This window comes from Streptomyces sp. NPDC053474 (assembly GCF_044544845.1).
Taxonomy (GTDB): Bacteria; Actinomycetota; Actinomycetes; order Streptomycetales; family Streptomycetaceae; genus Streptomyces.
In genome coordinates this window covers 79,785-104,842 of sequence record NZ_JBITXV010000007.1, presented here as the reverse complement: position 1 = coordinate 104,842, position 25,058 = coordinate 79,785, and the positions used below count along the sequence as shown (strand labels likewise).

Annotated in this window: 24 protein-coding genes and 1 tRNA gene; 6 read left to right on the top strand and 19 right to left on the bottom strand. The window is 72.0% G+C overall.

The genetic code is table 11. From position 1 onward, the window contains the following. Positions 1 to 27: 27 nt before the first annotated feature. The 12 genes from prmC to ACIG3E_RS18130 form a co-directional block, all read right to left on the bottom strand. Positions 28 to 867: a peptide chain release factor N(5)-glutamine methyltransferase gene (prmC, locus tag ACIG3E_RS18185; RefSeq protein ID WP_399617001.1), complete on the bottom strand. Its 840-nt coding sequence runs from the start codon at positions 865 to 867 to the stop codon at positions 28 to 30. Between the two features lie 81 nt (positions 868 to 948). Next, a complete protein-coding gene (gene prfA, locus ACIG3E_RS18180) occupies positions 949 to 2,025 on the bottom strand; it encodes a peptide chain release factor 1 (protein ID WP_242723059.1) in 1,077 nt (358 codons plus the stop codon). A gap of 135 nt (positions 2,026 to 2,160) precedes the next feature. Beyond that, the gene (rpmE, locus tag ACIG3E_RS18175) at positions 2,161 to 2,385 is read right to left on the bottom strand and encodes a 50S ribosomal protein L31 (RefSeq protein ID WP_138961823.1); all 225 of its coding nucleotides are present in this window, start codon (positions 2,383 to 2,385) and stop codon (positions 2,161 to 2,163) included. Between the two features lie 171 nt (positions 2,386 to 2,556). Further along, on the bottom strand, positions 2,557 to 3,681 hold the full coding sequence (locus ACIG3E_RS18170; protein ID WP_399616997.1) for an LCP family protein: 1,125 nt from the start codon (positions 3,679 to 3,681) through the stop codon (positions 2,557 to 2,559). 350 nt (positions 3,682 to 4,031) lie between these two features. Further along, the gene (gene rho, locus ACIG3E_RS18165; protein WP_399616994.1) at positions 4,032 to 6,068 is read right to left on the bottom strand and encodes a transcription termination factor Rho; all 2,037 of its coding nucleotides are present in this window, start codon (positions 6,066 to 6,068) and stop codon (positions 4,032 to 4,034) included. Between the two features lie 387 nt (positions 6,069 to 6,455). Further along, positions 6,456 to 7,373 (bottom strand): homoserine kinase, encoded by a 918-nt coding sequence (thrB, locus tag ACIG3E_RS18160; protein WP_144320931.1) that lies wholly within the window; start codon positions 7,371 to 7,373, stop codon positions 6,456 to 6,458. Positions 7,374 to 7,684: 311 nt separating this feature from the next. Then, the gene (thrC, locus tag ACIG3E_RS18155) at positions 7,685 to 8,743 is read right to left on the bottom strand and encodes a threonine synthase (RefSeq protein WP_399616991.1); all 1,059 of its coding nucleotides are present in this window, start codon (positions 8,741 to 8,743) and stop codon (positions 7,685 to 7,687) included. Positions 8,744 to 8,749: 6 nt separating this feature from the next. Next, positions 8,750 to 10,039, bottom strand: coding sequence for a homoserine dehydrogenase (locus ACIG3E_RS18150; protein ID WP_399617811.1), 1,290 nt, complete (start codon positions 10,037 to 10,039; stop codon positions 8,750 to 8,752). Between the two features lie 141 nt (positions 10,040 to 10,180). Then, positions 10,181 to 11,572, bottom strand: a complete 1,392-nt coding sequence (lysA, locus tag ACIG3E_RS18145; protein WP_399616988.1) for a diaminopimelate decarboxylase — start codon at positions 11,570 to 11,572, stop codon at positions 10,181 to 10,183. A gap of 22 nt (positions 11,573 to 11,594) precedes the next feature. Next, positions 11,595 to 12,692 (bottom strand): ArgS-related anticodon-binding protein NrtL, encoded by a 1,098-nt coding sequence (nrtL, locus tag ACIG3E_RS18140; protein ID WP_399616986.1) that lies wholly within the window; start codon positions 12,690 to 12,692, stop codon positions 11,595 to 11,597. Positions 12,693 to 12,852: 160 nt separating this feature from the next. After that, positions 12,853 to 13,353 (bottom strand): response regulator, encoded by a 501-nt coding sequence (locus ACIG3E_RS18135; protein WP_399616983.1) that lies wholly within the window; start codon positions 13,351 to 13,353, stop codon positions 12,853 to 12,855. An 82-nt stretch (positions 13,354 to 13,435) separates the two neighbouring features. Beyond that, positions 13,436 to 14,083, bottom strand: a complete 648-nt coding sequence (locus ACIG3E_RS18130) for a TetR/AcrR family transcriptional regulator (RefSeq protein ID WP_399617808.1) — start codon at positions 14,081 to 14,083, stop codon at positions 13,436 to 13,438. 605 nt (positions 14,084 to 14,688) lie between these two features. On the opposite strand from ACIG3E_RS18130, the gene ACIG3E_RS18125 reads away from it, so the two are divergent. The 3 genes from ACIG3E_RS18125 to ACIG3E_RS18115 all read left to right on the top strand — a co-directional run bounded on the left by ACIG3E_RS18125 (position 14,689) and on the right by ACIG3E_RS18115 (position 18,048). Beyond that, a complete protein-coding gene (locus ACIG3E_RS18125; protein ID WP_399616981.1) occupies positions 14,689 to 15,675 on the top strand; it encodes an isopenicillin N synthase family dioxygenase in 987 nt (328 codons plus the stop codon). A gap of 278 nt (positions 15,676 to 15,953) precedes the next feature. Continuing rightward, positions 15,954 to 17,339, top strand: coding sequence for a 3-carboxy-cis,cis-muconate cycloisomerase (gene pcaB / locus ACIG3E_RS18120; protein WP_399617804.1), 1,386 nt, complete (start codon positions 15,954 to 15,956; stop codon positions 17,337 to 17,339). Positions 17,340 to 17,832: 493 nt separating this feature from the next. Beyond that, positions 17,833 to 18,048: a hypothetical protein gene (locus ACIG3E_RS18115; protein WP_399616978.1), complete on the top strand. Its 216-nt coding sequence runs from the start codon at positions 17,833 to 17,835 to the stop codon at positions 18,046 to 18,048. Between the two features lie 59 nt (positions 18,049 to 18,107). Here ACIG3E_RS18115 and ACIG3E_RS18110 read toward each other — a convergent pair whose 3' ends face one another. The 3 genes from ACIG3E_RS18110 to ACIG3E_RS18100 all read right to left on the bottom strand — a co-directional run bounded on the left by ACIG3E_RS18110 (position 18,108) and on the right by ACIG3E_RS18100 (position 19,462). Beyond that, positions 18,108 to 18,527: an NUDIX domain-containing protein gene (locus tag ACIG3E_RS18110; protein ID WP_399616975.1), complete on the bottom strand. Its 420-nt coding sequence runs from the start codon at positions 18,525 to 18,527 to the stop codon at positions 18,108 to 18,110. A gap of 188 nt (positions 18,528 to 18,715) precedes the next feature. Beyond that, positions 18,716 to 19,108: a hypothetical protein gene (locus ACIG3E_RS18105; protein WP_399616972.1), complete on the bottom strand. Its 393-nt coding sequence runs from the start codon at positions 19,106 to 19,108 to the stop codon at positions 18,716 to 18,718. Between the two features lie 33 nt (positions 19,109 to 19,141). Beyond that, complete coding sequence (locus ACIG3E_RS18100; RefSeq protein ID WP_399616969.1) at positions 19,142 to 19,462, bottom strand: hypothetical protein; 321 nt, start codon at positions 19,460 to 19,462, stop codon at positions 19,142 to 19,144. Positions 19,463 to 19,579: 117 nt separating this feature from the next. Here ACIG3E_RS18100 and ACIG3E_RS18095 point away from each other — a divergent pair, with 117 nt between their 5' ends. Further along, the gene (locus ACIG3E_RS18095; protein WP_399616967.1) at positions 19,580 to 19,720 is read left to right on the top strand and encodes a hypothetical protein; all 141 of its coding nucleotides are present in this window, start codon (positions 19,580 to 19,582) and stop codon (positions 19,718 to 19,720) included. Positions 19,721 to 19,861: 141 nt separating this feature from the next. On the opposite strand, the gene ACIG3E_RS18090 is transcribed toward ACIG3E_RS18095, so the two are convergent. Both ACIG3E_RS18090 and ACIG3E_RS18085 read right to left on the bottom strand, forming a co-directional pair. After that, a tRNA-Arg gene (locus ACIG3E_RS18090) sits at positions 19,862 to 19,933 on the bottom strand. A 114-nt stretch (positions 19,934 to 20,047) separates the two neighbouring features. Further along, positions 20,048 to 20,866, bottom strand: a complete 819-nt coding sequence (locus ACIG3E_RS18085; RefSeq protein ID WP_399616964.1) for an SAM-dependent methyltransferase — start codon at positions 20,864 to 20,866, stop codon at positions 20,048 to 20,050. Between the two features lie 255 nt (positions 20,867 to 21,121). On the opposite strand from ACIG3E_RS18085, the gene ACIG3E_RS18080 reads away from it, so the two are divergent. Then, complete coding sequence (locus ACIG3E_RS18080) at positions 21,122 to 21,916, top strand: class I SAM-dependent methyltransferase family protein (RefSeq protein WP_399616961.1); 795 nt, start codon at positions 21,122 to 21,124, stop codon at positions 21,914 to 21,916. A 100-nt stretch (positions 21,917 to 22,016) separates the two neighbouring features. Here the strand turns inward: ACIG3E_RS18080 and ACIG3E_RS18075 are convergent, their stop codons facing one another. Beyond that, positions 22,017 to 23,081 (bottom strand): Ku protein, encoded by a 1,065-nt coding sequence (locus ACIG3E_RS18075; RefSeq protein WP_399616958.1) that lies wholly within the window; start codon positions 23,079 to 23,081, stop codon positions 22,017 to 22,019. A gap of 50 nt (positions 23,082 to 23,131) precedes the next feature. On the opposite strand from ACIG3E_RS18075, the gene ligD reads away from it, so the two are divergent. Then, a complete protein-coding gene (gene ligD / locus ACIG3E_RS18070; protein ID WP_399616955.1) occupies positions 23,132 to 24,025 on the top strand; it encodes a non-homologous end-joining DNA ligase in 894 nt (297 codons plus the stop codon). Positions 24,026 to 24,211: 186 nt separating this feature from the next. On the opposite strand, the gene ACIG3E_RS18065 is transcribed toward ligD, so the two are convergent. Then, complete coding sequence (locus ACIG3E_RS18065) at positions 24,212 to 25,015, bottom strand: nuclease-related domain-containing protein (protein WP_399616953.1); 804 nt, start codon at positions 25,013 to 25,015, stop codon at positions 24,212 to 24,214. Positions 25,016 to 25,058 lie beyond the last annotated feature (43 nt).

Here is a 25,058-nt window from a genome sequence, read left to right as displayed (position 1 = left end):
ACCTCGTCTTCTGCGTCGCCGCCGTGCTCACGGCATCGCCTTGCGGGCGGTCGCGAACCGCGGCCGGTTGTTCAGGTCGGGGTGGTCGGCCGCGTCGGCCCAGCCACGCTCCTCGGTGAAGATCCACGGCACCAGACCGCCCTGGGTGTCGGCGTGCTCCACGACGACGACGCCGCCCGGCCGCAGCAGCCGGTGCGCGGTGCGCTCGATGCCGCGGATCAGGTCGAGGCCGTCCTCGCCGGAGAACAGGGCGAGTTCGGGATCGTAGTCCCGGGCCTCCGGCGCAACGTACTCCCACTCCGTGAGCGGGATGTACGGGGGGTTGGAGACGACGAGGTCGACCTGGCCGTCGAGCTCCGGCAGGGCCGTGCGCGCGTCACCCGCGTGCAGGGTGACCCGGGAGCCCTCGACGTTCTTGCGGGTCCAGTTCAGGGCGTCCTCGGACAGCTCCACGGCGTGCACGCGCGAGCGCGGCACCTCCTGGGCCAGGGCGAGGGCGATGGCGCCGCTGCCGGTGCACAGGTCGACGATGAGCGGCTCGACGACATCCATCGCGCGGACCGCGTCTATGGCCCAGCCGACGACCGACTCGGTCTCCGGGCGCGGGACGAAGACGCCGGGGCCGACCTGGAGCTCCAGATAGCGGAAGAACGCGCGGCCCGTGATGTGCTGGAGCGGCTCGCGGGCCTCACGGCGGGCGATGACCTCCCAGTAGCGGGCGTCGAAGTCGGCGTCCTTGACGGAGTGCAGCTCGCCCCGCTTCACCCCGTGCACGAAGGCGGCGAGCTCCTCCGCGTCGTTGCGCGGCGAGGGCACGCCGGCGTCGGCCAGCCGCTGGGTGGCCTGGGCCACTTCCGCTAGCAGCACGCCGCGGGGGTTTGGGGGTCGCCCCCCAATATGTTGCTGCACGCTGGTCCTCCGGGACGGTCGTACGACGGGGTGGTGGGCTTAGGCGGCGGCGAGCTTCGCGGCGGAGTCCGCGTCGACACAGGCCTGGATGACCGCGTCGAGCTCGCCGTCGAGCACCTGGTCCAAGTTGTACGCCTTGAAGCCCACGCGGTGGTCGGAGATGCGGTTTTCCGGGAAGTTGTACGTGCGGATCTTCTCGGAGCGGTCGACGGTGCGGACCTGGCTGCGGCGGGCGTCCGCGGCCTCCTTCTCCGCCTCTTCCTGGGCCGCCGCGAGCAGCCGGGAGCGCAGGATGCGCAGGGCCTGCTCCTTGTTCTGGAGCTGGCTCTTCTCGTTCTGGCAGGAGGCGACGACACCGGTCGGGATGTGCGTGATGCGCACGGCCGAGTCGGTGGTGTTGACGGACTGGCCGCCGGGGCCCGAGGAGCGGTAGACGTCGATGCGCAGGTCGTTCATGTTGATCTCGACGTCGACCTCCTCCGCCTCGGGCGTGACGAGCACGCCGGCCGCGGAGGTGTGGATGCGGCCCTGCGACTCGGTCGCGGGCACGCGCTGCACGCGGTGCACGCCGCCCTCGTACTTCAGCCGGGCCCAGACGCCCTGGCCGGGCTCGGTGGCGCCGTTGCCGCCCTTGGTCTTCACGGCGACCTGGACGTCCTTGTAGCCGCCGAGCTCGGACTCGGTGGAGTCGATGATCTCGGTCTTCCAGCCGACGCGCTCGGCGTACCGCAGGTACATGCGCAGGAGGTCGCCCGCGAACAGGGCCGACTCGTCGCCGCCCGCGCCCGCCTTGATCTCCAGGATGACGTCCTTGTCGTCGCTGGGGTCACGGGGCACGAGCAGCAGCCGCAGCTTCTCGGTGACCGCCTCGCGGCTCTCGGTGAGGTCCTTGACCTCGGCGGCGAAGTCGGGGTCCTCGGCCGCCAGCTCGCGCGCGGTGTCGATGTCGTCACCGAGCTGCTTCCAGGTGCGGTACGTGGCGACGATCGGGGTCAGCTCGGCGTAGCGCTTGTTGAGCTTGCGCGCGTTGGCCTGGTCGGCGTGGACCGACGGGTCGGCGAGCTTCTGCTCCAGATCGGCGTGCTCGCCGATCAGTTCCTCGACCGCCTCGAACATCTCGGGCTCCTGGGTTCTTCGGTACGCGAGCGGGGCTCGCGCAGGGCTGCGTGGCTGCTTCTGCGACAGACGGCAAACGCCGGTCCCGGCCACCCCCGCGAACGAGGGCGGCCGGAGACCGGCGCAGGTGGCTCGCTACTTCTTGGCGGAGCCGGCAGCCTTGCCGAAGCGGGCCTCGAAGCGGGCCACACGGCCACCGGTGTCGAGGATCTTCTGCTTGCCCGTGTAGAACGGGTGGCACTCGGAGCAGACCTCGGCGCGGATGGCGCCGCCGGAGATCGTGCTACGGGTGGTGAACGACGCGCCACAGGTGCAGCTGACCTGCGTCTCGACGTACTCGGGGTGGATGTCGCGCTTCAAGGTGTCTCCTAGTTTCGGGAGGGCTCCGGGTCGCAAGCGCGGGATGCGGGTGCGTGAACCGGGGCCGACGGACCAGTTTGCCAGGACCGGCCGCATCTGCCCAAACCGGGGTGGGCCCGGAAGTATTCCCGGAGCCCTCCCGCAGGCCGGTCCGCCGGTCGTCCGACGGGCTTATTCGCTGGTCACGACCTTGCCGGCGGCGCCCTTGTCGCCCGCGGACTTGTCGGTGGCCGACTTCGGGATCGGCTTGTCCGCCCTGAGGGCGTCCCAGACCTGCCGGTCGGCCTCTTCGAGGGGGATGACGCGGTTGCGGTCGGCCGGGTCGTACTCGACGGGCATCGTGACCATCTTCATGTCGCCCGAGCCGATGCCCTTGAGGCCGTTCGCGAAGCTCGCGAGGTCCTTGACCGTGTCCAGGTCGGAGTCGGTGGTGACGGCGCTGGTCGAGGCGTCCGCGAGGTCCCAGAGCTTCTTCGGGTTGCCGAACAGGTCGATGTCCTTGACCCGGTTGATCAGCGCCTTGATGAAGGCCTGCTGGAGCTGGATGCGGCCGAGGTCGCTGCCGTCGCCGACGCCGTGCCGGGTGCGGACGAGACCGAGGGCCTGCTCTCCGCCCAGCTTGTGGTCGCCCGCCGGCAGGTCGAGGTGACTGTCCTTGTCCTTGATCGCCTGCTTGGTGGTGATCTCCACGCCGCCGAGGGTGTCGATGAGCTTCTTGAAGCCCGTGAAGTCGACCTCGACGTAGTGGTCCATGCGGATGCCGGACATCTTCTCGACGGTCTTGACCGCGCAGGCCGGGCCGCCCACCTCGTACGCCGTGTTGAACATCTGGCGCTCGCCGCCCGGGTCGGTCTTGCCGTCGCCGTCCTTGACGGCGCACTCGGGCCGGGTGATGAGGGTGTCGCGGGGGATGGAGACCACGCTGGCCTTCTTGTGGCCCTTGTAGACGTGGACGATCATCGCGGTGTCGGAGCGGGCCGCGCCCTCGTCCTTGCCGTACTTGCCGTTGTCGCCGGAGCGCGAGTCGGAGCCGAGGACCAGGATGTCCTGGGAGCCGTTGTCGACGTCCAGGGGGCGGTCGGTGCCGAGCGCGGCGTTGATGTCGACGCCCTTGATGTTGCCGTTGAGCTTGAAGTAGACGTAGCCGAGGCCGGTGCCGCCGAGGACCACCACACCCGCGGCGGTCCAGGCGGATATGACGAGGGCCTTCTTGCGCGTGCTGCGCGGTTTGCGGCGTCGGCCGCGCTTGCCGCGGTGCTTCGGCTTCGCGTCGGCGGGCCTGCTCTCGTCGGTCATGCGCTCCTCAGTCCTCGTCCGTTCGGCTACCCCCTGCTTTCAGGGTCAGGCGTGGCTTTCCGTCACTTGTCAGACGTGGAAACCGAAAGAAGGGTTGCATAGCGGCCTGTGTGCGCCCCGGGGTCCACCTGTTACTCAGTGTTCCTGCCGTGTCGTACTTTCGGCCCCCCACCTGCGCTTTCGCGCGGGGCGGCACTACCGCGCGTGACCGTGAGAATCTCTTATGCGTGTGGTCAAGGTCTCTTGGCCGAAACCCGATGGCCGCTTGTCGTCGCTGGTCCTCCGCATGCGGAAGGGCCGGTCCCGTCGGATGACGGGACCGGCCCTTCCGGTCAGCCTGCGCGCGGCGGTCAGTCGTTGCCGTTGCCCGGCGCCGGGGTCGTCTTCTGGATCTGGAGCAGGAACTCGGCGTTCGACTTCGTCTGCTTCATCTTGTCCAGGAGCAGCTCGATGGCCTGCTGCTGGTCGAGCGCGTGCAGCACCCGGCGCAGCTTCCAGGTGATGGCGAGCTCGTCGCTGCCGAGCAGGATCTCTTCCTTGCGGGTGCCGGACGCGTCGACGTCCACCGCGGGGAAGATGCGCTTGTCGGCGAGCTTGCGGTCGAGCTTGAGCTCGGCGTTGCCGGTGCCCTTGAACTCCTCGAAGATGACCTCGTCCATGCGGGACCCGGTGTCCACCAGGGCGGTGGCGAGGATGGTCAGCGAGCCGCCGTCCTCGATGTTGCGGGCCGCACCGAAGAAGCGCTTCGGCGGGTACAGGGCGGTCGAGTCGACACCACCGGACAGGATGCGGCCGGAGGCCGGGGCGGCGAGGTTGTACGCACGGCCCAGACGCGTGATCGAGTCGAGCAGGACGACGACGTCGTGGCCCAGCTCCACAAGGCGCTTGGCGCGCTCGATGGCGAGCTCGGCGACCGTGGTGTGGTCCTCGGCGGGACGGTCGAAGGTCGAGGAGATGACCTCGCCCTTCACCGACCGCTGCATGTCGGTGACCTCTTCCGGACGCTCGTCGACCAGGACGACCATCAGGTGGCACTCGGGGTTGTTGTGCGTGATCGCGTTGGCGATCGCCTGCATGATCATGGTCTTGCCGGTCTTCGGCGGGGCCACGATCAGACCGCGCTGGCCCTTGCCGATGGGCGCGACCAGGTCGATGATGCGGGTGGTCAGCACGCCCGGGTCGGTCTCCAGGCGGAGCCGGTCCTGCGGGTAAAGGGGCGTCAGCTTGTTGAACTCCGGCCGCCCGCGGCCGTGTTCGGGCGCCATGCCGTTGACCGAGTCCAGGCGCACCAGGGCGTTGAACTTCTCGCGGCGCTCGCCGTCCTTGGGCTGGCGCACGGCACCGGTGACGTGGTCGCCCTTGCGCAGGCCGTTCTTGCGGACCTGGGCGAGGGAGACGTACACGTCGTTGGGGCCGGGGAGGTAGCCCGACGTACGGATGAACGCGTAGTTGTCGAGGATGTCCAGGATGCCCGCGACCGGGATCAGGACGTCGTCCTCGGACACCTGCGGCTCGCCCGCGAAGTCCTCGCGGCCACGACGGCCACGGCGGTCGCGGTAGCGGCCGCGACGGCCGCGACGGCCGCCGTCGTCGTCGAAGTCGTCCTGCTCCTTGCGGTCCTGACGGCCGCCCTGGTCCTTGCGGTTGCCGCCCTGCTGGTCGTCGCCCTTGTTGCCACGGCGGTCGCCGCGGTCACCGCGGTCCTGGCGGTCACCGCGGTCGCCCCGCTCGCCGCGGTCACGGTCGCGGCCACGGCCCTGGCGGTCGCGGCGGCCCTGGCGGCCCTCGCCCTGCTGGTCGTCGCCCTTGTCGGCGCGCTCGGCGCGGTCGGACTTCGCCTCGGACTGCTCGGCCCGGGGGGCCTCGGCCTTCGCCTCGCCCTGGCCCTTGGCCTCGGCGGAGACGGTCTCGGGGCTGCCGGCCTCGGCGGTGACGCGGCGGCGGCCGCGGCCCGGCTTGTCGTCACTCGCGGGCTGGCCGGGGATGTCGATCTGCTGCTGGGCCGGGGCCTTCGGCTGCTCGGCCGGAGCGTCGTCGGACTTGGCGGCCTTCTCGGCGGCCTCGCCGGTGCGCGCCTTGGAGGTGGCGCGGCGCTTCGGCTTGGCCGGGGCCTGAGCCGTGTCGGCGCCCGCGGCGGCCTTGGCCGGGGCTCCCCCCGCGGCCTGTGCCTCCTTGATGACCTCGATCAGCTGGCTCTTGCGCATCCGCGCGGTGCCCTTGATTCCGAGGCCCGATGCGACCTGCTGCAGTTCCGCCAGCACCATGCCCTCGAGGCCGGTGCCGCGGCGCCGCCGGGACCCGGCCGAAGCACCGGTGGCAGGCGCCGCAGAGGCGTCCGTGGCGGGCGTGTCGGCAGTCACGCCCATCAGATCGGTGGTGTCGCTCACGAAGGGTCCTTCCCTGGAGCGGACGTCGGCCTGTCTGGCTCGGCGACCGGTTGTGCTGTCCGGCGGTCCTTGGTGTGTGGACCGTGCCGGGGCGGTGGTCCGCCAACGCGGCGGAAGAGTTCACAGATGTGGCGCTTCCCGATGCCGGGCCACTGAGGTGCGGTGGTCACTCGGCTCGGTCACGCCGGTTCCGGAGCGTGCTCGGCACTGCTCAGTGCGAAGCACAGAGCAGTTTGGGAGGCTCCCGGAAGGATGGATGTCCCGGACGGGGACACAAAGCACCTCGCCATGGTGAGGTCGGGTGCAGACTTGAGGTTAACACTACCGGATCCAACAAACATTCCCCCTCTCCAAATCCGGACACCCCGAGTGCGCTGTCCTCCCGGGTCAGGGAGCCAGTGGCAGCACACTCGCGCCCGCCGGGTCGAGTGCCAGGCGGTTCGCCGCCCAGCCCTCGCCCGCCAGGCGTGCGACCTTGTCGGCCGCACTGTCGTCGACCAGCGCGAGGACCGTGGGTCCCGCGCCGGAGATCACCGCGGGTACGCCGTCGGCGCGCAGGCTCTCCACCAGGGCGGCGCTCTCCGGCATGGCCGGGGCGCGGTACTCCTGGTGCAGGCGGTCCTCGGTGGCGGGCAGCAGCAGCTCGGGGCGCCTGGTCAGGGCCTCGACGAGCAGGGCCGCCCGGCCCGCGTTGGCGGCCGCGTCCACGTGCGGGACGGTGCGCGGCAGCAGTCCGCGGGCGGTTTCGGTGAGCACGGGCTTTCCGGGTACGAAAACCACCGGAACGATGGAATCGACGGGGTCCATCCTGATGGCGCGGGCCGCGGAGCCGTCCATCCAGGAGGCCGTGAAGCCGCCGAGCAGGCAAGCCGCGACGTTGTCGGGGTGGCCTTCGATCTCGGTGGCCAGCTCCAGGAGCGCGGCGTCGTCGAGGCGGGCCTCGCCGCCTATGGTCACCGCGCGGGCGGCGACGATCCCGGCGCAGATCGCGGCGGACGAGGAGCCGAGGCCGCGCCCGTGCGGGATGCGGTTGGCGCAGACGACCTCCAGGCCGCGCGGCTGCCCGCCGAGCAGGTCGAAGGCGGTGCGCAGGGAGCGTACGAGCAGGTGCGACTCGTCGCGCGGGAGGGTGTCGCTGCCCTCGCCTGCGATGTCGACGTGCAGGCCGGAGTCGGCGACGCGGACGACCACGTCGTCGTAGAGCCCCAGCGACAGGCCGAGGGCGTCGAAGCCCGGGCCCAGGTTGGCGCTGGTGGCGGGGACGCGCACCCTGACGGCGGCGGCGCGGAACGCGGGACCGGCCATCGCTCGATGACTCTCCTTGAGCTCTGTTGTCTGGAGGACTTGCCGCCGCGGCGGGCCTCGACCGGCTTCGACCGGCCGCGACCTGTGACGGACGGCAGCACCCGAAGGCCGCTTCGGCGAGCGGCACCGCGGCATATGCGGCGGGGCGGGTTCGCTACAGCCTATCGAAGGAAGGTTCTGTGGCGACATAGGGCGCACAGGAGGCGCACGATGCGTGTCGCGAGCCCCCTGTGCACCCCCTGTGGGGAGTTGAGAGGTTTGCCCCGGGCTGAGTCCGGCGTTCCGTCGGGGTCGCCGCCCGGAGCGCGGGGTTACGCCAGGCCCAGGCGCTCCGCGGCGGCCGCCGCGTCCACCGGGACGGTGACCGGCTGCGGGGCGCCCGCGACCGCCCAGTCCGGGTCCTTCAGGCCGTTGCCGGTGACCGTGCAGACGATGCGCTGGCCCTTGTCGACCTTGCCCTGCTCGGCGGCCTTCAGCAGTCCGGCGACGGACGCGGCGGACGCGGGCTCGACGAAGACGCCCTCCTGGGAGGCCAACAGCTTGTAGGCGCGCAGGATCTCACGGTCCGTCACCTCGTCGATGAAGCCGCCCGACTCGTCGCGCGCGGCGAGCGCGTGCTGCCACGACGCGGGGTTGCCGATGCGAATCGCGGTGGCGATCGTCGAGGGGTCCTTGACGATCTCGCCGCGCACGATGGGCGCCGAGCCGGAGGCCTGGAAGCCCCACATGCGCGGGGTGCTCGTGGCCACCTGGTCGGCGGCGTACTCCTGGTAGCCCTTCCAGTAGGCCGTGATGTTGCCCGCGTTGCCGACCGGCAGGACGTGGATGTCCGGGGCGGCGCCCAGGGCGTCCACGATCTCGAACGAGGCGGTCTTCTGGCCCTCGATGCGGTACGGGTTGACCGAGTTGACCAGGGCCACCGGGTAGTTCTCGGACAGGCCGCGGGCCAGATTCAGACAGTCGTCGAAGTTGCCGTCGACCTGGAGGATCTTCGAGCCGTAGACGAGCGCCTGGCCCATCTTGCCCAGGGCGATCTTGCCCTGCGGCACCAGGACCGCGCAGACCATGCCCGCGCGGACGGCGTAGGCGGCGGCCGACGCCGAGGTGTTGCCGGTGGAGGCGCAGATGACGGCCTGGGCGCCGTCCTCCTTGGCCTTGGTGATCGCCATGGTCATGCCGCGGTCCTTGAAGGACCCCGTCGGGTTCGCGCCCTCGACCTTGAGGTGGACCTCGCAGCCGGTGCGCTCGGAGAGCACCTGCGCGGGCACGAGCGGCGTACCACCCTCACGGAGCGTCACGACCGGCGTGGTGTCGGAGACGGGGAGACGGTCCCGGTACTCCTCGATGATTCCGCGCCACTGGTGGGTCATTGCTGCTTACTCCCCTTCAACCCGCATGATGCTGGCGACACCACGCACGGTGTCGAGATTGCGCAGCGCCTCGACGGTGCCGCTGAGGGCGGCGTCGGGCGCGCGGTGCGTGACGACGACGAGGGAGGCCTCGCCGTCCTTGACCGTCTGGCGGACGGTGTCGATGGAGACACCGTGCTCGGCGAAGACCGTGGCCACCTGGGCGAGCACGCCCGGCTTGTCGGCCACGTCGAGGCTGATGTGGAACCGCGTGACGACCTCGCCCATGGAGCTCACGGGCAGCTGGGTGTAGGCGGAGTCACCGGGTCCGGTGGACTCGCCGAGCTTGTTGCGGCACACGGCGACCAGGTCGCCGAGGACGGCGGAGGCGGTCGGCGCGCCGCCCGCGCCGGGGCCGTAGAACATGAGCTGACCGGCGGCCTCGGCCTCCACGAAGACCGCGTTGTACGCCTCGCGGACGCTCGCCAGCGGGTGGCTGAGCGGAATCATCGCGGGGTGCACGCGGGCGGTGACGGAGCCGCCGTCGGTGGCCCGCTCGCAGATGGCGAGCAGCTTGATGGTGCAGCCCATGCGCTTCGCGGACGCGAAGTCGGCGGCGGTCACCTCGGTCATGCCCTCGCGGTGCACGTCGTCGAGGCGCACCCGGGTGTGGAAGGCGATCCCGGCGAGGATCGCGGCCTTGGCGGCGGCGTCGAAGCCCTCCACGTCGGCGGTCGGGTCGGCCTCCGCGTACCCGAGGGCGGTGGCCTCGTCCAGGGCTTCCTGGTAGCCCGCGCCCGTGGTGTCCATCTTGTCGAGGATGAAGTTGGTCGTGCCGTTCACGATGCCGAGGACGCGGTTGACCTTGTCACCGGCGAGCGACTCGCGCAGCGGCCTGATCAGCGGGATCGCGCCCGCGACGGCCGCCTCGTAGTAGAGGTCGCGCCCGTGCTGCTCGGCGGCGGCGTGCAGGGCCGCGCCGTCCTGGGCGATGAGCGCCTTGTTCGCCGAGACCACGGAGGCGCCGTGCTCGAAGGCGGTGGTGATGAGGGTGCGGGCGGGCTCGATGCCGCCGATGACCTCGACGACGACGTCGATGTCCCCGCGTTTGACGAGCGCGGTGGCGTCCGTCGTCACGAGCGCCGGGTCGATGCCCGCACGCACCTTGGAGGGGCGCCGGACGGCGACCCCGGCGAGCTCCACCGGGGCGCCGATCCTGGCTGTGAGGTCGTCGGCGTGCGTCGTCATGATGCGCGCCACCTCTGAGCCGACAACCCCACAGCCCAGCAGCGCCACCTTCAGCGGACGCGTACGCATCATCCGACCTCGTTTCCTTCTCCAAGTACGGTGGGTCCAGTCTCACCCACCGGAACGGTGTTTCTAACCAAAGTCCGGATCGTGAGACATCCATTTCACGCACCGGTTGTATCGGGCCCGCCCGTCACCGGCGGGGACGGCTCACCCGACGTCGAGTCGCATCAGGTCGTCCTCCGTCTCCCGGCGCACGATGACCCGGCCCGCGCCGTCCGCCACGGCGACGACCGGCGGGCGCGGCGCGTGGTTGTAGTTGCTGGCCATGGAGCGGCAGTAGGCGCCGGTCGCGGGGACGGCGATGAGGTCGCCGGGCGCGAGGTCGGCGGGCAGGAAGGCGTCGCGGACGACGATGTCGCCGCTCTCGCAGTGCTTGCCGACGACGCGGACGAGCATCGGCTCGGCGTCGGAGGAGCGGGACACGAGCGCGACGCTGTACTCGGCGTCGTACAGCGCGGTGCGGATGTTGTCGGACATGCCGCCGTCCACGGAGACGTACGTCCGCAGGCCCTCGAGGGGCTTGATGGTGCCGACCTCGTACAGCGTGAAGGCGGTCGGGCCGACGACGGCGCGGCCCGGCTCGACGGAGAGCCGGGGCACGCGCAGGCCCGCGCGCTCGCACTCGCGGGTGACGATCTCGCGCAGGGCGGTGGCGATCTCGTGCGGCTCGCGCGGGTCGTCGGCCGGGGTGTAGGCGATGCCGAGGCCGCCGCCGAGGTCGATCTCGGGCAGTTCGAGGCCGTGCTCGTCGCGGATGTCCTTCAGCAGGCCCACGACGCGGTGGGCGGCCACCTCGAAGCCGGACGTGTCGAAGATCTGCGAGCCGATGTGGCTGTGGATGCCGATGAGGTCGAGCCCGTCGAGCTTGAGGGCGCGCCGCACGGCTTCGGCGGCCTGTCCCCCGGCCAGCGGGATGCCGAACTTCTGGTCCTCGTGGGCGGTGGCGATGAACTCGTGCGTGTGGGCCTCGACGCCCACGGTCACGCGGATCTGCACGCGCTGGCGGACGCCCAGGCCCTCGGCGATGTGGGCGACGCGCACGATCTCCTGGAAGGAGTCGAGCACGATGCGGCCGACGCCGGCGCGGACGGCGCGCTCGATCTCCGCGGCGCTCTTGTTGTTGCCGTGGAAGGCGATGCGGTCGGCGGGCATGCCCGCGTCCAGGGCGGTGGCCAGCTCGATGCCGGAGCACACGTCCAGGTTGAGCCCTTCCTCGTGCAGCCACCGGACGACGGCGCGGGAGAGGAAGGCCTTGCCCGCGTAGAACACGTCGGCGTCGGGCCCGAAGGCGTCGCGCCAGGCCTGGCAGCGGGCGCGGAAGTCGGCCTCGTCGAGGACGTAGGCGGGGGTGCCGAACTCCTCGGCGAGCCGGAGGACGTCGATGCCGCCCACGCTGACGACGCCGTCGGCGCCGCGGGTGACGGTCTTCGACCAGACCTTGGGGTCGAGGGCGTTGAGGTCGGTGGGCGGCGGGGAGTAGTGCCCCTCGGGCAGGACGTCTCCGTGCCGGGGTCCTGCGGGGTGGGCGGAACGGCTCATGGCTCTTTCGACTCTTCTCGTCTCACAGGTACGCGGGCGCGCTGATGCCGAGCAGGGACAGGCCGCCGGCGAGCACCGTCCCGGCGGCTTCGGCGAGCGCCAGCCGGGCGCGGTGGGCGGCCGAGGGTTTCTCGTCACCGAGCGGCAGCACGGTGTGGGCCCGCGCCAGGAAGGCGTCAGCGGTACGGACGAGGTGCCGGGCGAGCCGGTCGGGCGCGCGGTGGCGGGCGGCGGCGGCGAGGACGGCGGGGTGGTCGCCGAGGGCGCCGAGCAGCGAGTGTCCGTCGTCCTCGGCCGCGTGCGCCACTGCGTTTTCCGCGTCGTGTACGTCGGGGGCGTCGCGGACGTCTCCGGGGGCGGCACTGAAGCCGAGCTGCGCGGCGTTGCGGGTGAGGGCGCGGGCGCGGGAGTGGGCGTACTGGACGCGGAACAGGGGGTTGGTCTCGCGCTGGGCGAGGTGGTCGTCGCCGGTGTGGGGGCGGTCGTGGAGGGCGGGCAGGAGCAGGGCCCAGCGGGCCGCGTCGCGGCCGAGGCGCAGCGGGTCCGGCTCGGCCGGGGCGGGGGCCGGGCGGAGGGTGGGCAGCGGGGCCGGGGGGTGTCCGTGTGCGTCCACGCGTACGCCGAGGACCTCGGCCCAGGCGGGGTCGGGAGCCGCCTCGCAGGTGACGCGGACGCGGGCGCCCTGGGAGCGCAGGATGCGGCGCGCGCTGTCGGCGACGACGGCGGCGCGGAGCTCGTGCGGGATGTGCAGCTGGACGATGTCCCCGGTGTCCGGAGTGAGGTGGCCGTACCGCTCGCCGCGGGCGAGGATCTCGGCGACGAGCCGGGCGCCGGGGTCGCCGTCGAGGGTGATGCTGAGGAAGCCGGGCCCGGTGACGTCGGCACGGGCGATGCCGGGCTCGGCGGCGAGGCGCGCGGAGAGGATCTCGGCGACGCGGCGCGGGGGCGCGCCCGCTTCCCGGGCGATCCGCAGGGCGAGGTTGCTGGCGTAGTCGCCTCGGCCGCCGGGGCGCGGCCGCTCCACGTGCGCCTGCTCGGGCACGGTGGCGCTGAGCTCTCCGGCGGCCACGGCGGCGCGCAGGGCGCGCAGCACGGTGCGGGAGAGCTCGACGGGGGTCACGGGACAAGGGTAGGGGAGACGGGGGGTCGCTGGCGTGCGCGGGGGCACGGGCCCTGGCGCTTGCGCCGTGACCGTTTCCGGGGGCTCGGCCGGGAGGGGCGCGGCCCGGGGAGGGGTGCCGCGTAGGCCGGGGGCCGGTCAGCCCCTGCGGAGGTGCCGGTCAGGGGTGGCCCGCCCGCTCCGGGCCGGTGCCGGGGCAGCGGGTGCCGAGGGGGGTGTCGCCGCAGTCGCCGCGGGCCATCAACTGGCGTACGACGCTGACGAGTTCCGCGGGCTCGAAGGGCTTGGCCATGAACGCGTCGACGCCGACCTCCAGGCCCGCCTCCACCTCGTACTGCGTACAGGCGCTGACCACGACGAGGGGCACGCCCTGGGTGCGCGGGTCGGCGCGCAGCCTGGCGGCGGTGCGCAGGCCGTCGAGGCGGGGCATGACCACGTCCAGGGTCACGACGTCGGGCCGGACCTGATGCACGACGTCCAGGCACTCGGCACCGTCGGCCGCGGTCACGACCTCGAAGCCCTCCAGCTCGAGATTGACCCTGATCAGTTGCCGGATGACCTTGTTGTCGTCCACAACAAGCACACGGCCGGGCACGCCTGGCACAACTTGAGAGTAGGTCGACACCCGCCGTCGCGTCCGGGTTTTCCCTACTTCCGCCACTTGCGAGGGAGCCTTGGCGGACCCGCCGAGGGGGCCTCGGTGGACCCGCCGAGGGAGCCTTGGCGGGCCCGTGGGACCGCTGTCAGCTCCGCGTCTGCGCCTCGATCCCGTCGAGCAGGAAGGCGAGGCCGAGGGCGAAGTTCGTGTCCCAGTCGTCGTCGGAGATGTACTGGTTCGCGGCGACCGTCGGGTACTGCTCGCGGCGGCTCTCCAGGTACTCCTGGCCCCTCCGGGCCTCCTCCGCGGAAAGCCGCAGACTGGACTGCGTGGCGGTGGCACCCATCACGTGGTTGTACAGCGCCCACGTCGCCGCGTTGAGCCGCTTGTCCGTGAGTCCGGCGTGCACCAGGGCGGACTGCAGGAACTCCATCCAGGTCAGGAAGTTGGGCCCGATCAGGGGCCGTTGCCTGGCGGGCCCGGTGGCCACCCAGGGGTGCCGCAGCATGGCCCGCCGCCAGTCGCCGACCAGGGTGGCGATGTCCTGCCGGGGGTCGTCGCCGTGCCGGTCGGGGACCGGCGTCTCGCCGAAGACCGCGTCGACGGCGAGGTCGATGACGTCGCCCTTCGTCTTCACGTGCCAGTACAGGGTGGTGGCACCGGCCTGCAGCCGCTCGGCCAGGCGGCGCATGGTCAGGCGCTCCATCCCCTCCTCGTCCAGGAGGTCGACGGCCGCGCGGACGATGCGGGCGCGGGTGAGCGGCGGCTCCCCCTTGTCGCGCGGGGGGCGCAGCCAGACGTTGCCGACTCCGGAGCCGCCCGCGCCGCCCGGGCCGGGCTGGCCGGGCTGGCCGGGCTGGCCGGGCTGGCCGGGCTGGCCGGGCTGGCCGCGGTGGCTGGGCTCGCCGGGCTGGCTCTTCGTGCGTTCTTCGCCTGCGATGACACTCACCTCCACAGTCACGCGGCTCACTACGGGCGCGGCGCGCGGCGCCGAGTGTTCGCGGGCTGAGTCTTCCACGGCGGGATGGCCGGTCCGGGGCCGGGTCGCTCCGGCTGCCGCGGACTTTTTTCACTTCCTCAACTCCCCTGGTGGCGCGGGCAGTTGAGGCCCCCGGAGCGTGCTTTCCGGCGGGGCCCGGCGGGCGGAGCCGTAGTACAGTCACGGCTCACTAGACCAACGTTCTAGTCACCCGAACGCTGTGCGAGTTGATGTGACGGACTTGGGGGGTCGGCGCGTGGGGCTGGGCCCGCCGGACGCCACCACGCAGAGCCGGGCCGAGTCGTACGCAAGTGAGCCCGGCCGAGTCGTACGAGACCCACCGCGGTCACCCCGTACACACACCCGCACAGAGTCGATTCGATCCGTACGCACCCGAACCCGAACAGGAGTGGAACCGCATGCAGGATGACCAGGTGGCGGCAGCCGCCGACGGCTTCGTCCCCGTGATCGACCTGTCCGTCAGGGACACCGCTCGGGGGCGCGCCGCCGTCGCCGCGGCGATCGACCGGGCGTGCGGGAGCTCCGGATTCTTCGTCGTGGTCGGTCACGGCGTGCCCCGGACGCTCATCGACCGCATGTTCGCGGTGACCGGCTCCTTCTTCGCCCTCCCCCGGGAGGAGAAGGAGCTGGTCGCCCACCGGCCCGGGGTCTCGGGCTTCCGGCGCTCGGGCGGGTCGACCGCCCGGAGCCTGGGCCAGGAGTCGCCGCCCGACCTGTGCGAGTCCTTCGCCGCGCACGCGACGGGAGAGCTGGACGAGGAGGAGCGGAGCAGGCTCGGAGACGAGTGGGCGACCTGGACGCTGGCCAACGTCTGGCCCGCGAACCCGCCCGGCTTCAAGGCGGTGTGGCAGGAGTACCTGGCGGCCATGGCCGACCTCGCGGCGGACCTGATGCGGCTCTTCGCCCGCGCGCTCGACCTGGACGAGGAGTTCTTCGCGGACAAGTTCGACCGCCACGGCTCGTCCATCGCCGTCAACTACTACCCGCCGCAGCTGGAGCCCCCGCTGCCCGGCCAGCTCCGCCGCGGCCCGCACACCGACTTCGGCAGCCTCACCATCCTCCACCAGGAGGCCGACCGCGGCGGACTGCAGGTCCTGCGGAACGGGGACACCTGGCGCGACGTCCCGCCGGTCCCGGGCGGCTTCGTCGTCAACATCGGCGACCTCATGAGCCTGTGGACCGGCGGGCGTTGGGTCTCGACCATGCACCGCGTGGTCAACCCGCCGGACGGGGACACCTCGTCCCGGCTCACCGTCCCGTTCTTCTACCTCCCCAACCACGACGCCACGATCGAGCCGCTGCGCGCGGGCGGGGGCGGCACACCGGTGATCGCCGGAGAGTGGATGTCGAACAAGATCCGCAAGGTGTTCGCCGGGCCGTCGTAACGACGGTTCGCCGGGGCGTCGTCACGACGACGGGCGCGGCCGGGCGTTGCCAGCCCTCCGCCACCGCCGTCAGGATCGAACCGTGTTCTGGGAGGAAGGGGGCTCAGTTTGAACGCGACCGTGCACGGGCCGGGGGCACAGCGGGAGCACACCGGGGCCGCCGTATGAACGCGCCCCGGGATCCCGGGCACCGGCAGGCCGCCGAGCGGGACGTGCCCTTCGCCGCGGCGGACGGCGCCGACGCGGATCCGTACGCCGTGGACGCGGATCCGTACGTCGTGGACGCGGACCCGTACGCCGTGGACGCGGATCCCTACGCCGTGGACGCCGGGCTTCTCTCCCCCGTGCGCGCCGGGACCCCCGTGGAGCGGGCGGTGTCCGACCTGGCCTGGTTGCAGGCGATGCTGGACGCCGAGGCCGCGCTGGCCCGCGCGCAGGCCGCGGTCGGCGTGGTGCCACCCGGGGCGGCGCGGGCCATCACCGCGGCCGCGCGGGCCGACCGGTTCGACCTGCGGGCGCTCGCGGTGCACGCGCGCGAGAGCGGGAACCCGGTGGTGGGCCTGGTCCGCGCGCTGACCGGCGCGGTGGCGGCGGTGGACCCGGAGGCCGCCGAGTACGTCCACCGGGGCTCGACGAGCCAGGACGTCCTCGACACCGCGGCGATGCTGGTGGCCAGGGGCGCGCTCGGGCTGGTGCGGGCGGACCTGGGGCGTGTCGGGCGGGCCCTGGCCGGGCTCGCCCGCACCCACCGCGACACGGTCGTCGCGGGGCGCACCCTGGGGCAGCACGCCGTGCCCACCACGTTCGGGCTCAAGGCGGCCGGGTGGCGGGAGCTGGTGCTCGCCGCGGACGCCCGCGTGGCCGTCGTACTGGACGCCCTGCCAGTCTCGCTCGGCGGCGCGGCGGGCACGCTCGCGGGGTACGGCGCCGACGCCGAACGCCTGGTGACGGCGTTCGCCGCCGAGACGGGGCTGCGGGCGCCGGTGCTGCCCTGGCACACGCTGCGTACGCCGATCGCCGACCTGGGCGCCGCGCTCGCGCACACCGCCGGGGCCCTCGGCAAGCTGGCGGTGGACGTGCAGTCGCTGAGCCGCACCGAGGTCGGGGAGGTCGGCGAGCCGCACGTGCCCGGGCGCGGTGGCTCCTCGGCGATGCCGCAGAAGCGCAACCCGGTGCTCACCACCCTGATCCGCAGCGCGGCACTCCAAGTCCCCTCTTTGGCAAGCATCCTGACGCAGTGCCTGCTCTCCGAGGACGAGCGTTCGGCAGGCGCGTGGCACGCGGAGTGGCAGCCGCTGCGCGAGTGCCTGCGCCTGACGGGCGGCGCCGCGCACACCGCGGTGGAACTCACGGAGGGCCTCGTCGTACACCCGGCCCGCATGCGCGCGAACCTCGCCCTCACCGGCGGCCAACTCGTCGCCGAACGCCTCGTCGCGGAGCTGACCCCCCTCCTGGGCAGAGCGCCCGCGCGGGACCTCCTGACCACCACCACGGAGGCCGCGACCCGCGACGGCCGCCCCCTGGCCACCCACCTCGCGGAGTCCCCGGCCCTCACCGGCCGCGTCACCCGGGAGGAACTGGACCGCTGGTGCGATCCGGCGGGGTATGTGGGGGCGGCGGGGGCGCTGACGGAGGGGGCGCTCGCACCCCGGGAGGAACGCTGAGGCCCTGTGCGGGGCCCCGGGCGCGGGAGGCCTTCGGCCGCCCTCCGCACATCCGCGAAGCCGCTGGTGGCGGCATCTATAGACCCTTCACGCGAAGCACCCCAGCAGGATTCGAACCACGCCCACGACTCCGGAGCCCAGGCCCCTAGAATCCGAAGCACCGCTTCAACTCGCCCTCGGGGTGAAATGCCCGTTCCTTCGGAAGTGGACGGAATCGGGGGCCTGCCCCGTTGATGTGCTTGGCCAGCTCCTGTGGTCCCTGCGCGTGCGGGGGTGGTCCCTTGATCACGGCGGGAACGAGGAAGCCCCACTGGTGGTCCCCGCGCGTGCGGGGGTGGTCCAAGGATCCAGAAACGCCATTGGGTAGCCGAGGAGCTGATCCGGCCTCAGATGAGCGCTTTGTCGTCAACCACAGGCATCCGAGTCGCCGAGTCACACGGCTCGGGCTACACAGGAAAGTTGGGACGTTCCTGCCTGGGGGAAGGACCGACCGTTGAAACTGACGATCAACTTGGCAGTTCTGCTCGCTGTCATCCTCGTCGTGCTCGTACGTCGACGTGTACAGGCCAGAAGTCGAGTCGACCAGACGATGGTCCTGGCCATAGCGGTGTCCTTCGGGGTGCTGATCGCTCCCACCGACTTCGGCCAAGGCATCCTGCGTACCGTGACTGACCTCGCGCAGAGCGTTTCAGATGCGGGCACTCCATGAACTCGGGAACGGCCCCGCGGACACCCAAGGCCTGACTCGGGCCCCTACCGCTCTGGATGCTAACCGCGCTCCAGGTAGGCCACCTGGCCCTCACTACGGGCGATCACAACAGCCCGGCCCGAGCGAGCGAGGCGTGGGATTGTCAGGGAGTCGAAGTCGTCGAGGCTGTGGAAGGCGTACGCCTTGATCTCGGAACGCTGCAACTGGATCTGCGCCTCAAGCTGCGCCGGTAGAGCTCCACCATCGAAGAGGTAAAGCACCTTGTCGCGTTCAGCAGGGCTCGCGTCCCAGTCGACGGCCAGCGGACGACCGATCCCGGGCATGATGCCCAGCGCCTCGCGGACCTCCCGCACACATGCCTGCAACGGGGACTCGCCAGCATCGACGTACCCGCCCGGGATATCCCGGTACTCCCTGTACATCGGCTCCAAGACCATGACGTGACCCTGCGCGTCAAAGAACAGCACGCCCGCAGCCATGCACAGACGCGCCATCTTCGACCTCGTGTTCGTTCCCGGCCTCGCCTACGTGGCCGCGCCGAATCACCTCAGACAACGCGAAGCCTGTCGGTCAGACGCACCACGAACCTGCTCGGGTACGAGCGGTTCCGCTTCGAGGACGACGGTGAGTGCTTCGGCGGCGCGGTTTCGGGCGGTGAGCGCGCTCGCTACTGCGAGGTCGTGGCGTACCCGGCGCTCGACAGGCAGGCCGCCCGTATCGATCTGTGGGCGGCGGTCGGAGACGAGCTGACAGTCCCCGAGTTCCCTGGCCGTGGCCACCTTGTGGATGGCGACGTCGGTGGGCCGAAGGCGGTCGACATGTGGTTGGCCTCGGTACCGAGCCGCGTTGCCGTCGCTTCCGCCTCGCGTAGGAAGGCCTGGGTCGTCGCGCGGTCCTCCGCGCGGGCGGCCGCCATCGCCCCGGCCAGGAACAAGGTCCCGTAGACGGACAGGAACGAGGGCGTCGCCTCACTGAGCCCTGGTTCCAGGAATCCGGCCGCGTCGCCCACGAGCTGCGCGGCGGTCTCGTACCGCCCGGTCGACAGCAGGAAGTGAGTCACGGAACGGAAGCACCATCGCCGCACCCTGGTACCTCAGCGCCAGCAGGGCGTTGGCTCTCTCACGCTCTGCCCCCGCGTACGCACGGGCAGCCAGTAGGGGGCATCGGTCAGGAGAAGCGGCAACTGCCGCGTGGCGAAGCCGAAGCGCGATGCCTGGTAGGCGTCCCGCACCTCGCCGATGTCGGCTCCAAGGTTCGCAGGGGCGGGGGCTCGCCGTCGGCGGGGCGGGCTCGGGAGCGGGTTCAACTGGCGGTAGCCCATGAGGGTTTTGCGCAGGGCGGCGACGGTGCGCCGACCGTTGTCGTTAAATGACTCCAGGAGGGTGAGCTCGCGGATGAGATCTCCGACAGACACGTCCGAGGCAAGAAGCCCGACGTACGCCTTCCCTCCATCCAAGATGCATTCCTGACCAAGAAGCCGTATGACGGCCGCGCCAAGTGCATCACGGACTGGCTCTGCGCCAGCCTCCCCGTGGCAGAGGTGGCGCGGCGCGCCGGTACCTCCCCTGAGGTCATCGACCGCCACTACGCCGGGCTCATCGACAACAGCGAGGAGGAGGACAACAAGAAGATCGAGAAGACGATGGGGTGGGCGTCGTCGGACGCGGAATGAGCCGTGCGTGGCTCACGCACTCCTCACGCACAACCGGTGGGGGACAACGAGAAACGGCCGGAGCCAGTGAGACTGACTTCGGCCGTTTCATCAAGGCATCCGCGCTGGTCAGGCCATGGTTTCTGGCCTCTGACTGGCGAGTGCCCCCGGCAGGATTCGAACCTGCGCACACGGCTCCGGAGGCCGTTGCTCTATCCCCTGAGCTACGGGGGCGTGTCGGTCGCGGTGTTCGCGGTGACGGGTAGAACCCTACCAGCTCTTCGGGGGTCCTCTGGAATGGGTTTGCGGGCGGCGCCCGGGAGGTCGGGGCGGGCGCCGCTTCGCAGGTCAGGGCTTGCGGGCCACGCCGGCGTAGGCGTCGACCTCCGTGGTGGTGTCGGTGGTGGGCTCGGGGCGCCAGCGGGTGACCTGGGTGACGCCGGGGTCGACCAGGGTGAGGCCGTCGAAGAAGCCGGTGATCTCCTCGACGCTGCGGACGTAGTACGGGATCGCGCCGCTCTCGTTGTAGGCGTTCGACGCCGCGATCATGCCCTCGCTGGTGGCGGTGGAGTCGCTGATCACCAGGTAGCTGCCGGAGGGGAGCCCGGCCATCACGCGGCCGACCAGGTCGCGGGCCTGCTCGTAGTCGGCGACGTGGCCCAGGGTGTTCAGGATCATCAGCGCGACCGGCTGGGAGAGGTCCAGGGTCTTGGCGGCCTCGGTGAGGATCGCCTCCGGCTCGTACATGTTGGCGTCGATGTACGCCGTCTCGCCCTCGGGCGTGCTGGTGAGCAGGGCCCGGGCGTGGGCGAGGACCAGCGGGTCGTTGTCCACGTACACGATGCGGGAGTCGGGGGCGACGCGCTGGGCGACCTCGTGGGTGTTGTCGGCGGTCGGGAGGCCCGTGCCGATGTCGAGGAACTGGCGGACGCCCTGCTCCCCCGCCAGGTGGCGGACCGCGCGGCCGAGGAAGAGGCGGCTGGTGCGGGCCACGTCGACGAGGCCGGGGAAGATCTCCTTGATCTGGTCGCCGAGCTCGCGGTCCTTCTCGTAGTTGTCCTTGCCGCCCACGAAGTAGTTCCAGAAGCGTGCCGAGTGGGGCTTGCTCGTGTCGATCCGGGCGCGTATCTCCGCGGACGAGTCGAGTCTGGGGTCGGAGCCGGTCACGGGGGACCTCCTGCGGTGCGTGGGCCTGTCGATCGCTTGCCGATCGATCGATGTCGATCGATGCTGCGGCACATCCTCACATCGTTGCCGGTCGCATCAATTGAATCGTGGATCAAAATCGTGGATCAAGGTAGCAACTGTGCCGTGAGCCGCCGTCGTTGCCTTCCCCGTCCGCCGCGCCGCGCGGGCTACTCAGGGCCGTCCGAGTAGGCGTACGGATGTCCGGCGCGCGGCGCGGCCGGGACGCTTGCGGGCATGACGAAACCTCTGCGGAACCTCAAGTGGGCGGTGCTCCGGGGCCTGTTGCGCACGGTCGGGCAGACCTCCGCGGGCATCCGCATCGGCTACCGGCACGGCTTCGACAGCGGCACGATGCTCGACTACGTGTACGTGAACCGGGCGCGCGGCACGCTCGGCGTCGGCCGCCTCGTCGACCGCGTCTACCTCGACGCCGTCGGCTGGCGCGCCATCCGCGCCCGCCGGGACCTCCTCCAGCGCGTGCTGCGCGAGCAGGTCGAACGGCGCCCCGGCCGCCCGGTCCGCGTCCTCGACGTGGCCGCGGGGCCCGGCCGCTACCTGCACGACCTGGCCGCGGCCTACGGGCCCGAGCGGGTGCGGGTGGTCTGCCGCGACCTCGCGGAGGCCGGGCTGCGCCAGGGCGAGTCGCTGGCGCGGGCCCGCGGCCTGACGAACGTCTCGTACGAGACCGGGGACGCCTTCGACCCCGAGCCGCCGCGGGCCGGGGCGCCGGACGTCATCGTGGTCTCCGGCCTGTACGAGCTGCTCCTCGAGGACGACACCGTCCGTACGTCCCTCAAGCGGCTGCGCGGGCTGCTCGCGCCGGGCGGCGTCCTCGTCTGCACCACCCAGACCCGCCACCCCCAGCTGGACTTCATCGCGAACGTGCTGCCCAACCGGGAGGGGCGGCCGTGGATCATGAAGTGCCGCAACGCGGCCCTGACGGAGGGCTGGGCCCGGGAGGCGGGGTTCGAGAACGTACGGAGCCGACGGGAGGAGGTGGGGCTCTTCGCCGTGACCGTGTGCGAATAGGCCCTGCGGTCCCGGGTGACCCGGGCGCCCCGGGTGACCCGGGTGCCCCGGGTTGGCCCGGGTGCCCCGGGTTGGCCCGGGTGACCCGCTGGTCGGCGGTCTACGACGCCCGGCGCTTGGCCGATGTCTTCTTGGCCGTGGCCGCCTTCTTCTTCGTCGGCGCCTTCTTCGCGGTGGTGGCGGTGGATCTGGCCGTGGACTTCGTCGCGGACTTGGCGGTCGTCTTCTTCGTGGCGGTCTTCGCCGTGGACTTCTTCGGGGCCGCCGCCGTGGTCTTCTTCGCGGTCGTCGACTTCTTGCCGCCCACCTGCTTGGGGGTCGTACGCGCGGAGCGGCGCGTCGGCAGCTCGGTGACCTCGGCCTCCTTGCCGCCGTCCGCCTCGCCGCGGGCCGTGCGGGCGGCGCGGACGCTGTTCTCCAGGGCGGCCATCAGGTCGATGACCTTGCCGCCGCCCGGCTCGGCCGCGGGCTCGGGGGCGGTGGTCGTACCGCCCTCGACCTTGGCGGCGATCATCTCCTCGACGGCGGTGCGGTAGTCGTCGTGCAGCGAGTCGAGGTCGACCTCGCCGAGGGTGTCCATGAGGGCGTCCGCGAGGTCGAGTTCGGCGTCGCGGACGGTGACGCTCGCGTCCGGGGCGACGCTGTCGGTGGCGCGGATCTCGTCCGGCCAGAGCAGGCCGTGCATGGCGATCACGTCGTCGACGACGCGCAGCATGCCGAGCCGTTCGCGGCCGCGCAGCGCGAACTTGGCGATGGCCACGCGGTCGCTGCGCTTGAGCGCCTCGCGCAACAGGGTGTACGGCTTGGCGGCGGGCACTCCGTTGGCCGACAGGTAGTACGCCGTGTCCATCTGGAGCGGGTCGATGCGGTCCGCCGGTACGAACGAGACGATCTCGATGGTCTTCGCGGTCGGGATCGGCAGCGAGGCGAGGTCGTCCTCGGTGATCGGGATGACCGAGCCGTCGGCGTCCTCGTACCCCTTGCCGATCTCGGCGGTCGGGACCTCGCGGTCCTCCAGCTCGCAGACCTTGCGGTAGCGGATGCGGCCGCCGTCCTCCGTGTGGATCTGGCGGAAGGAGATCGAGTGGCTCTCCGTGGCGTTCACCAGCTTGATCGGGATGCTGACCAGGCCGAAGGAGATGGCGCCGTTCCATATGGAGCGCATGCGGTGCACCTTTCACCACGCTTTGCCGGGATTCGTGGGATTCTCATCGTATGACGCCCATCACGGAGGTGGAGGGGCGGCGGCTCGCGCTCAGCAACCTCGACAAGGTGCTGTACCCGGCGAGCGGCTTCACGAAGGGTGAGGTCCTGCACTACTACGCGACCGTCGCGGACGTGCTGCTCCCCGAGCTGCGCGACCGGCCGGTGTCGTTCCTCCGCTTCCCGGACGGGCCGGAGGGGCAGCGCTTCTTCACCAAGAACGTGCTGCCCGGTACGCCCGCCTGGGTGCGGACGGCCGAGGTGCCGCGCTCGGAGGGGCCCGCGCGGCAGATCCTCGTCCAGGACCTGCCGACGCTGATGTGGGCGGCGAACCTGGTGACGGAGTTCCACACGCCGCAGTGGCGGGCGGACGCGCCGGGGCTCGCGGACCGGCTCGTGCTCGACCTCGACCCCGGGCCGCCCGCGACCGTGGTGGAGGCGTGCGCGGTGGCGCTGTGGCTGCGGGAGCGGCTGGTCGCCGACGGGTTCTCGGTGTACGTGAAGACGTCGGGGAGCAAGGGGCTGCACGTGCTCGCGCCGCTGGTGCCGGTCGCGTCCGCGCGGGTCTCCGCGTACGCGAAGGAGCTGGCCGTGGAGGCGGAGCGGGCGCTGCCGTCGCTCGTGGTGCATCGGATGACGCGGAGTCTGCGGGTGGGGAAGGTGTTCGTGGACTTCAGTCAGAACGCGGCGGCGAAGACGACGGCTACGGCGTACACGGTGCGGGCGCGGGGGGAGCCGACGGTTTCGGCGCCGCTGGCCTGGGGCGAGGTGGAGCGTTGCGGGGGCGCGGGGGCGCTGGTCTTTCGGGCGCCGGATATGGCTGCGCGGCTGGGGCGGGTGGGGGACCTGTTCGCGGGGCTGCGGGACCCTGCGCGGGCGGCGGGGCTTCCCGGGGGCGGGGCCTGAGCCCACGCCGGGGCTGGACCCCAGTTGCACGGTTGCTCGGCACCTAAGGCTGTGCCCACCCGTCCCGCCCTGCGGGACGATTGCCCACAGCGGTCGGGGGAAGCGCGGCACCGCCCGCGGCGGGGGCGGCAACACCCCCGGGGCGGGCCCGCCCGCCGCCCCCCCCGGGCGGGAAGACCCCGGGCCCTAGACGCGGTGCCAGACGTGGCGGTCGCGGGCCAGCGCGTGCAGCGCCTCCACGTCCGCCGGCTTGAGCACGCCCCCCGCCCGCGCCAGACCCGCCAGGTCCGCCTCGGTCAGCACATGGACCTCGCGTGGCTCCGCGGTGACCTCGACGGAGGCCGCGCCGACGGGCACGAGGACGGCGCGGACCTCGGCGGTGAGGGCGAAGGAGGCCCGCGCGGCGTCGGCGCGCAGCTCCCGCAGGAGCGGGGTGGGCCGGGCGCGGCCGACCGCCACCAGGGGGTCGGTGACGCGCACCCGCTGCCGCCGCGCGGGCACCGCGTGGACGCAGAAGAGCCCCCCGGGCCCGATCAGGAGGTGGTGGATGCGGGCGCCGCCGGGCAGGCCGACGGAGTGCAGCGTGTGCCAGCCCACGGCGTCGAGCCGGTCGAGGGCCTCGCCGACGACGACCTCGGCGGCGAGGGCCCGGCTGCGCGGGTCGGAGCGCAGCCTGCGCGCCGAGGGCGGATCGCGTTCGAGCTGGACGCGCAGCGCCTCGCCGGGCCGGTTCGGGGCGAGGTCGTCGTCGGGGTGGAGGGAGAGCCTGGCCAGCTCGGCGGGGGTGGGCACGGGGGGCGGCCCGACCGCCACGTTCCCGGTGAGGAAGGGGGCGAGGACGTGCAGGACGTCCTCCTCCTCGGCCGCGCTGAGCAGGTTCACCCGGGCGGTCTCACGGTCGTACCAGGCCACGTTCCTGCCGTCCGCCCGGCACACGTAGAGCCGCTCCTGACCGTGCCGGAACGCCGGTACGACACGCAGTCCGCTCATCCCCATCACCCCACCGACCATGGGAACAGCCCGGACGCGCCCG

Coding starts and splice junctions, on each gene's coding strand:
- lysA (WP_399616988.1), bottom strand. CDS start 11,572: ATGAGCCGTTCCGCCCACCCCGCAGGACCCCGGCACGGAGACGTCCTG.
- ACIG3E_RS18170 (WP_399616997.1), bottom strand. CDS start 3,681: ATGACCGACGAGAGCAGGCCCGCCGACGCGAAGCCGAAGCACCGCGGC.
- ACIG3E_RS18065 (WP_399616953.1), bottom strand. CDS start 25,015: ATGAGCGGACTGCGTGTCGTACCGGCGTTCCGGCACGGTCAGGAGCGG.
- ACIG3E_RS18110 (WP_399616975.1), bottom strand. CDS start 18,527: ATGGCTGCGGGCGTGCTGTTCTTTGACGCGCAGGGTCACGTCATGGTC.
- thrC (WP_399616991.1), bottom strand. CDS start 8,743: ATGACCCACCAGTGGCGCGGAATCATCGAGGAGTACCGGGACCGTCTC.
- ACIG3E_RS18080 (WP_399616961.1), top strand. CDS start 21,122: ATGACGAAACCTCTGCGGAACCTCAAGTGGGCGGTGCTCCGGGGCCTG.
- thrB (WP_144320931.1), bottom strand. CDS start 7,373: ATGGCCGGTCCCGCGTTCCGCGCCGCCGCCGTCAGGGTGCGCGTCCCC.
- ACIG3E_RS18125 (WP_399616981.1), top strand. CDS start 14,689: ATGCAGGATGACCAGGTGGCGGCAGCCGCCGACGGCTTCGTCCCCGTG.
- ACIG3E_RS18075 (WP_399616958.1), bottom strand. CDS start 23,081: ATGCGCTCCATATGGAACGGCGCCATCTCCTTCGGCCTGGTCAGCATC.
- prfA (WP_242723059.1), bottom strand. CDS start 2,025: ATGTTCGAGGCGGTCGAGGAACTGATCGGCGAGCACGCCGATCTGGAG.
- ligD (WP_399616955.1), top strand. CDS start 23,132: ATGACGCCCATCACGGAGGTGGAGGGGCGGCGGCTCGCGCTCAGCAAC.
- ACIG3E_RS18150 (WP_399617811.1), bottom strand. CDS start 10,039: ATGCGTACGCGTCCGCTGAAGGTGGCGCTGCTGGGCTGTGGGGTTGTC.